9 protein-coding genes are annotated in these 7,271 nt (G+C 63.3%); 8 read left to right on the plus strand and 1 reads right to left on the minus strand.

Annotation, left to right across the window (positions count from 1 at the left end):
* Positions 1-483 (minus strand): hemerythrin domain-containing protein (locus HCZ87_RS18845; protein WP_167646339.1); only part of this gene is annotated, 483 nt, incomplete at its 3' end.
* 343 nt (positions 484-826) lie between these two features.
* On the opposite strand from HCZ87_RS18845, the gene HCZ87_RS18850 reads away from it, so the two are divergent.
* From HCZ87_RS18850 to HCZ87_RS18885, 8 genes are all read left to right on the plus strand, one after another.
* A complete protein-coding gene (locus tag HCZ87_RS18850) occupies positions 827-1,828 on the plus strand; it encodes a tripartite tricarboxylate transporter substrate binding protein (RefSeq protein ID WP_167646342.1) in 1,002 nt (333 codons plus the stop codon).
* Between the two features lie 87 nt (positions 1,829-1,915).
* The gene (locus HCZ87_RS18855; RefSeq protein WP_167646344.1) at positions 1,916-2,491 is read left to right on the plus strand and encodes a tripartite tricarboxylate transporter TctB family protein; all 576 of its coding nucleotides are present in this window, start codon (positions 1,916-1,918) and stop codon (positions 2,489-2,491) included.
* A 95-nt stretch (positions 2,492-2,586) separates the two neighbouring features.
* The gene (locus HCZ87_RS18860; protein WP_368484148.1) at positions 2,587-4,005 is read left to right on the plus strand and encodes a tripartite tricarboxylate transporter permease; all 1,419 of its coding nucleotides are present in this window, start codon (positions 2,587-2,589) and stop codon (positions 4,003-4,005) included.
* Positions 4,002-4,832 carry a shikimate dehydrogenase gene (locus HCZ87_RS18865; RefSeq protein ID WP_167646346.1) on the plus strand — a complete coding sequence of 277 codons (831 nt, stop codon included), beginning with the start codon at positions 4,002-4,004 and terminating at the stop codon, positions 4,830-4,832. Before HCZ87_RS18860 ends, HCZ87_RS18865 begins: the two co-directional genes overlap by 4 nt.
* A gap of 203 nt (positions 4,833-5,035) precedes the next feature.
* Positions 5,036-5,500, plus strand: a complete 465-nt coding sequence (locus HCZ87_RS18870; protein WP_167646348.1) for a DUF2852 domain-containing protein — start codon at positions 5,036-5,038, stop codon at positions 5,498-5,500.
* Between the two features lie 66 nt (positions 5,501-5,566).
* Positions 5,567-5,998, plus strand: a complete 432-nt coding sequence (locus HCZ87_RS18875; RefSeq protein WP_167646350.1) for an RDD family protein — start codon at positions 5,567-5,569, stop codon at positions 5,996-5,998.
* A 140-nt stretch (positions 5,999-6,138) separates the two neighbouring features.
* Positions 6,139-6,960: an arginyltransferase gene (locus tag HCZ87_RS18880; protein ID WP_167646352.1), complete on the plus strand. Its 822-nt coding sequence runs from the start codon at positions 6,139-6,141 to the stop codon at positions 6,958-6,960.
* Positions 6,961-6,967: 7 nt separating this feature from the next.
* Positions 6,968-7,271: VOC family protein (locus HCZ87_RS18885; RefSeq protein ID WP_175582324.1), on the plus strand; the 304-nt coding region annotated here is incomplete at its 3' end.

Genomic DNA, 7,271 nt, shown 5'->3' on the forward strand with positions numbered 1-7,271 from the left:
GGCCTGCGCGAAATTCGCCTCGCTCGGGTCTTGTGACAGCGCATCCGCTGCGGCGCCGAGGCGGATGATCAGCTCGTGCACCACCTCATGCTCGGCTTTCAGCTTGGCCACCACCTCGCGGAACATGCCAGCGCCGGCGGCCTCGATCCGGGGGAACATATCGGCGCCTTCGATGTCGTGGTGAAACTTGAGCACCTGACATTCCCGCCCGCACAGCGACCCGAAAGCGCGAAAATTCTCTGCCATATCAAGGGAAAGCACGATGCGCTTGAGGTTGTCCGGCGGCGTGTCCCCTGCTTCGATCCGGGTCAGCACGGCCCCGATTTGGCCCATCTCCATCAGATAGTGCCGGTGGATCGCGGCCAGCTGTTGCCCCTGGCGGCGGTGCATATTGGTGGCCGCCGGGACAGGCGGCGCCTTGGGGCGCGCGGCCTCGTCGAGGCTGAGGTCATCCAGCGATTGGGTCGAAAGATCAGTCGTCATGGCGAGAGCCTTACTTAGCTTATGCAAGATCAGGGACCCCGGCTTTGGCCAGGCAGATCACGCCGGTATCTTTCGGTATGATGATGCCCGCACCCGGATCGAGCGCAACAGAGGTATGAGGCACAGCACCCGCCGCGCCGTTCGCGCAATACCGCATATGGTTTCCTGAACGCAACCGTCCAGGGGCCGTGCTGAGCCATGACCGGACGGCAGGGCTGTCGCTGGCCATACAGGGCGCCAAGCCGCCATTTTGACATTTGACCTTCCCAGACCGCTGCACCATTCTGCGCCAGGTGCAGGGCGGGTATCGCCCCGCGAGAAAGGCCCCTGGGGAGGAAACATCATGAAACGCAGCCTGCTTGGTGCGATCGGCGCCATTGCTCTCACCGCGACCGCCGCTGTCGCCGACTATCCTGAGAAAGACATTCAGGGCATCATCCAATGGGGTGCTGGCGGATCGACCGATACGGTCATGCGCTCGGTGACGCCCCATGCCGAAGAGGCGCTGGGAGGCAGCATCGTCCTGCAAAACATGACCGGTGCCGTGGGGGCGATCGCGCTGAACCATGTCGCGGGCGCGGCCGCTGATGGCTACACGCTGCTGATGGGCGCGGAAAACCCGATGCTCTACAAAGTGATGGGTCTGGGCGACAAGGATTATTCCGAGTTCACCCCGATCAATATCCTCGCGCGCGGCACGCCGATGCTGGTGGCCAATACCGATGCGCCCTTCGACAGCTACGCCGAGATGATGGATTACATCGAGGCGAACCCGGGCAGCGTGCGCTTTGGTTCGACCGGACCGGGCGGCCTGCCCTCGGTGATCACCGCGATGATCGAAACCGTCGAGGGCGGTCTCGATGTGATTGCGGTGCCCTATGACGGCGACGGCCCGGCGCTGACCGGGTTGCAAGGCGGTGCGATCGACGTCATGCCCGCCGTTCTGGGCGCCGCGATCGAGGGCATTCGCGCGGGCAAGATGAAACCGCTGGCCGTGTTCGATACCGCCGCCAGCGACAAGCTGCCCGATGTGCCCGCGGTGGTCGATATTAATGCGGAGTATAACACCTACCTGCCCTGGGGGCCGTTCTTTGGCGTCTTTGCCCCAAAGGGCACCCCGGATGACATCGTGGCGAAACTCTCCGCCGCCTATGCGACCGGCGCGCAGAACCCCGAGTTCATCGAACTGATGGAGGGGCGCGGCTATACGTTGATGGGGATTTCCGGCGACGAGGCAGAGGCGTTTCTGACCAAATGGCAGCAGGGCACCGTCTGGCTCTTGCAGGACGCGGGGCTGACCAAGACCTCGCCCGAGGCTTTCGGCATCAAGCGTCCGGGCGAGTAGTCGCCGCATCCGACCCAGGGGCGCCGCACTTCCAGAGGCGAAGCGCGGCGCCCTTTTCATTTCCGCACGCCAGACGGAGACGCCGCCATGCAGCATCTGGACCCCGACCATCACGATGGCACCTCGCAGGCCTCCCCCCACCGTGAGGCCGCAAAGCGCCGCCCGGGCGAGCTGCTTTTTGCGCTTGCGCTTTCAGCACTGAGCCTGTTTCTGCTGTGGGACGCCTGGGGGATCGAGAATGCCTTTGGTCCCAATGGCTTGTCCTCGCCGCGCGCGATTCCGCTGGCGGCGAGTTTTGCCATGCTGGTGAGCGCCGCAATCGTCACACTCAAGACCGCCCGCCTGCCGCTGGAGCGCGCGGAAACGGTGTTTAGGGACATCCTGCCCGGTGTGGTGATGCTCTTCGCGGCGCTGCTGATCGCCTATGGCATCCTTCTGCGCCCGCTTGGGTTCCTGCCCACCTCGGCGCTGTTCCTGATCGTCGCGATCAAGCTGCTGGCGCGGCGCGGCTGGGGCTGGACCATTGGCATCGCGGCGGTCAGCCTGCTTGTGATCTGGCTGATCTTTCGCATCCTGTTTTCGGTGCTGATGCCGGCCGGCGTGGTGCCCGAGGCCGAGGTCATCCAATTTGTCCGCACGCTCTTTGCGCAGGGGCAATCGTGATGGCAGGCTTGATGGATTTCCTGACCGTCTTTACCCAGCCGCAGCTCTTGTAAATGGTCGGGAGGGGCAACATCTCATGCGTCTATATTAGATAGATCCCTGGTCTCTCGGTGACGATGGCGGTGTCGATCCTGATCTCCTTTACCTTCTCCTGGGAGGTCTACCCGGCGATCGCCTTGATGATCGGGATCTATATGGGCGGGGTCTATGGCGGCTCGCGCACCGCGATCCTGCTGAATATCCCCGGCGCGCCCTCGGCCATTGCCACGGCGCTGGACGGCTATCCAATGGCAAAGCGCGGCGAGGCAGGAACGGCGATCGGCGTCACCACGGTCATGAGCTTCATCGGCGGGTTCATCGGCATTGGCGTGCTGGCGCTGGCCGCGCCGCTGGTCAGTGAGTTCGCGCTGACATTCCAGCCGCGCGATTACATGCTGCTGGCGGTTCTGGGCATTCTCCTGGTCGGCTCGCTGTCGCAGGGCTCGCTGCTCAAGGGCATATTTGCCGGCGCATTGGGCATTGCCATCGGAGCGGTGGGGCGTGACCCGCTGACCTTTACCGAGCGCTTCACCTTTGATCTGCAATTGATGGAGGGCGGGATTTCCTTCATTGCGGTGATGATCGGCATGTTCGGTGTCTCCGAGGCGCTCTTGCAGTTGCATCACGTCCATACGCCCAGCCTGCGCCAGAAGATCGGCCGCATTCTGCCGTCTCTTGCGACCGTGAAAAAGCACCTGCCGCTGAGCCTGCAAACCTCGACCATCGGGGTGATCATCGGCGCGTTGCCGGGCACCGGGGGCGATATCGCCGCGCTGATGGCCTATGACCACGCCAAGCGCGTGACCAAAGCCCCGGAACGCCCCTTTGGCGAGGGTGCGATCGAAGGGCTGGTCGCGCCCGAGACCGCCAATAATGCCGCCGTCGGGGGCGCCTTTATCCCGATGATGACGCTGGGCATTCCCGGCGACGCGGTGACCGCGATCATGATCGGCGCGCTGTTTATTCACGGCCTGAACCCCGGCCCGATGTTGATGATCGACCAGCCCGATATGTTCTGGTTCATCGTGGGCTGTCTGGTGACGGCGAATGTCTTCATGCTGCTGTTTGGCCTCACCGGCATCAGGCTCTTCACCAAGATCGTCGAGATGCCCCGCGCGGTGCTGATCCCGCTGATCATGCTGCTGTCGATCGTCGGAGCCTATGCGGTGAACAATTCGGTCAGCGATGTCTACTGGATGCTGGGCTTTGGCCTGTTCGGCTATTTCATGCGGCAATATGGCTATCCGCTGGGGCCGGTGATCCTGGGCGTGATCCTGTCGCGGCTGCTGGACGACAACTGGCGCCGGGCCATCATCTCGGAACGCGAGGACCTGGGGCTGTTCTTTCACGGCCTGTTCTCCAGCCCGCTGTCGACGGTGCTCTTTGTGGCGGTGATCGTGATCTTTGTCAGCCAGACCCCGCTGTGGGCGCGCGGCAAGGCGAAACTCTTTGGCAAGACGGAGAAGACGGCATGAGCGCGGATCTGAAACTGGGCCTGATCGGCGACAATATTGCGCTCTCGCGCGCGCCGCTGCTGCATCGGCTGGCAGGAGAGCAGAACAGCATGATCGTGCAATACGACCGGCTGGTGCCGCGCGACATGGGCGAGGATTTCGATACTCTCTTTGAGCGCTGTGCCGGGCGCGACTATCGCGGCATCAACGTAACCTACCCCTATAAGGAGCGCGCCGCCGCCAAGGTCATGATTTCGGACCCGTTGGTGAAGGCCATCGGCGCGGTGAATACCGTGCTGTTCGACGCGGACGGGGCAAAGGGCTACAACACCGATTACAGCGGCTTCATCGAGGGGTATCGCGGCCTGCGCGGCGACACCGCGCCGGGCATCTGCTGCCTGATCGGCACCGGCGGCGTGGGCCGGGCGATCGCCTTTGGGCTGGTGGCGCTGGGGGCTTCGGAAATCCGGCTGGTGGACCGCGACCGCGCCAAGGCCGAGGCGCTGGCCGCGGACCTGCACGCCGCCGGCGCCCGCGCAGGCGTCTTTGACAGCGCCGAGCGCGCCGCCCAAGGTGCGTCCGGTCTGCTGAACGGCACGCCGGTCGGCATGGTGAGCTATGGCGGCACCCCGCTGGAGGCCACCGCCATGAGCGGCGCAACCTGGGCCTTTGACGCGGTCTATACGCCGCTCGACACGCTGTTCCTGACTGATGCGACGGCGGCCGGGCTCGACATTATCTCCGGCTATGAGCTCTTCTTCTTCCAGGGCGTGCATGCTTGGGCCCATTTCGCGGGCAAACCCCTGGACGAGCCCGCATTGCGCCAGTCCCTGGCCACACACACCTAGAACGCAGGATCGGCCTCCCGGGGGGGGGGGCTGCACCCTGTTCTGCGGTTTCAAAAGGGCACGCCACCCCGGCACGCCGGCGCATTGCGCAAAAACAGAATGAATGTGAAAAAGATTTACATCCTGCTCTTGAAGGTCAAATCCATGCAACACATATCGGTGATGTAAAAGATGTTCACATAGCCAACCCCGAGGAGACCATGATGACGAGTTACACAACCAACCTGCCGCCGACCCCGCACCAGGGTTGGCTGTCCAAGAGCGAAGCCTGGCTCGACTCCAAGGGCAAAGGCGCCTGGATCGCTGCCATGGTGCTTGGTTTTATCTTCTTCTGGCCCGTGGGGCTCGCTCTTCTGGCCTATATGATCTGGAGCAAACGCATGTTTACCTCATCCTGTCGCAACCGTTCCAAGCATTCCCAGATGCATCGCGGGTTCAGCGCGATGAAAACCAGCGGCAACAGCGCCTTTGACGCCTATAAGGCCGATACGCTGGCGCGGCTGGAACAGGAACAAAGCGATTTTGAATCCTTCCTCGCCCGCCTGCGCGCAGCCAAGGACAAGGCCGAATTCGACGAGTTCATGGATGAACGCCGCCGCCATGCCGACGACGAAGGCGAAGGCGACGCGGCAGAGCCCAGCGATAGCCCGTCTGATCGTCGCGCCTAAAACCGCCCATCGCCCCCTTCTGCGCAAGGGGGCGCCGCCCTCCCCAGCATCGTCTCAGGACCAACCATGACCGCCCTTCCCGATCCCGATTACCAGGCCGAGTTCTACACCGGCGTACCCGCCAAACGCCTGGTCGCCTTCCTGGTCGATTCCGTGCTGATCTTTGCCGTGGCGGCCTGTATCGTACCCTTCACCGCCTTCCTCGGCCTGCTGATCTGGCCAGCGCTTTACCTCACGGTGGGGTTTGTCTACCGGGTCGCCACGCTCAGCAGCGGCTCCGCAACATTGGGCATGCGCTTTTGCGGCATCGAGCTGCGCGACTATGCCGGCGCCCGGCTCGATGGCGGCGGCGCCTTGATGCATACCATCGGCTATACGATCTCGATGGCGGCGCCCTTGCTTCAGGTGATTTCCATCCTCCTGATGCTGACCACGGCGAGGGGTCAGGGGCTGACCGACCACATGCTGGGCACGGTGATGCTGAAAAGACGGGCCTGAGGCAGACGGACGGTTCGCTTTTGCGGACCGTTAATCCATTTGCGAGAAGGCCACTTGCCACAAGCGCCGGGGTTGATATCATCAAGAGTGACCATAGGTCCGATACGCTCCCGACACTCAAGAAAGCCCGCACCCTCCGAATGCGCCATACGCTTCCGATCGCTCCGCAATTTTATGTCACCGCTCCCCAACCCTGCCCCTATCTTGAGGGCCGGATGGAGCGGAAACTGTTCACCGCGCTGCAAGGCGACGGGGTTGAGCAGCTGAACAATTCGCTGAGCCAGCAAGGGTTTCGCCGCTCGCAGAATGTGCTCTACCGCCCCTCCTGTTCGGATTGTTCCGCCTGCATGTCTGCACGCATCGACGTCGCCGCCTTCAAACCGACGCGCAGCCAGCGCAAGACGCAGAACCGCAGCCGCCACCTGGAACGCCGCGCCACCTCCCCCTGGGCGACCGAGGACCAATACGAGCTGTTCCGCCGCTATCTGGACCAGCGCCATGCCGATGGCGGCATGGCCGATATGGATGTGTTTGAATATGCCGCCATGGTCGAGGAAACCCCGATCCGCACCCGGGTGGTGGAATATGTCGACCCCGTGAGCAACGCCCTCACCGCCGTGTCGCTGACCGATGTGCTGGAGGACGGGCTGAGCATGGTCTATTCCTTCTACACCCCCGATCTGCCGCAGAACTCGCTTGGCACCTTCATGGTGCTTGACCATATCGAGATCGCGCGCGAGGCGGGCCTGCCCTACGTCTATCTGGGCTATTGGGTGCCCGGCAGCCAGAAGATGGGCTATAAGGCACAGTTTTCAGGCATGGAGATCTATTTTGGCGGCCAATGGACACCGCTGAAGGATCCCGAGACATTCGCCGCCGAGAACCACCCGCTCTCCACCGCGCCGATTGCCGAGCAGGTGGCCAATATCCAGCTGCCGCAGGGCAAGCCCGGACGGCGCTGAGCCTTTGATGCAGTATCTCCACGCGATCTCGCTCGTGGTCCCGGACTATGACGCGGCCATCGCATTTTACTGCGGAACCCTGGGCTGGCAGCTGGCCGAGGACATCGACCAGGGCCACAAACGCTGGGTCCGCATCCAGCCCCCCGGCGCGGCGCAACAGGTGCAGACGGCCAGCCTGATCCTGGCGCGCGCCGATACCCCGACCCAACGCAGCGCCATCGGCAACCAGTTCGGCGGCCGCGTCGGCCTCTTTCTCTGGGTAATCCCCCCGTTTCTGCGGGGACTTGGTCGTAGAATTTACGCGGCCGTTC

The sequence above is a fragment of the Phaeobacter sp. HF9A genome, assembly GCF_011806385.1.
Lineage (GTDB): Bacteria > Pseudomonadota > Alphaproteobacteria > Rhodobacterales > Rhodobacteraceae > Epibacterium.

What these genes read in the sequence shown, in the direction of transcription:
- HCZ87_RS18855 (WP_167646344.1), top strand. Translation starts at nt 1,916, where the DNA reads ATGCAGCATCTGGACCCCGACCATCACGATGGCACCTCGCAGGCCTCC.
- HCZ87_RS18850 (WP_167646342.1), top strand. Translation starts at nt 827, where the DNA reads ATGAAACGCAGCCTGCTTGGTGCGATCGGCGCCATTGCTCTCACCGCG.
- HCZ87_RS18870 (WP_167646348.1), top strand. Translation starts at nt 5,036, where the DNA reads ATGACGAGTTACACAACCAACCTGCCGCCGACCCCGCACCAGGGTTGG.
- HCZ87_RS18865 (WP_167646346.1), top strand. Translation starts at nt 4,002, where the DNA reads ATGAGCGCGGATCTGAAACTGGGCCTGATCGGCGACAATATTGCGCTC.
- HCZ87_RS18880 (WP_167646352.1), top strand. Translation starts at nt 6,139, where the DNA reads ATGCGCCATACGCTTCCGATCGCTCCGCAATTTTATGTCACCGCTCCC.
- HCZ87_RS18875 (WP_167646350.1), top strand. Translation starts at nt 5,567, where the DNA reads ATGACCGCCCTTCCCGATCCCGATTACCAGGCCGAGTTCTACACCGGC.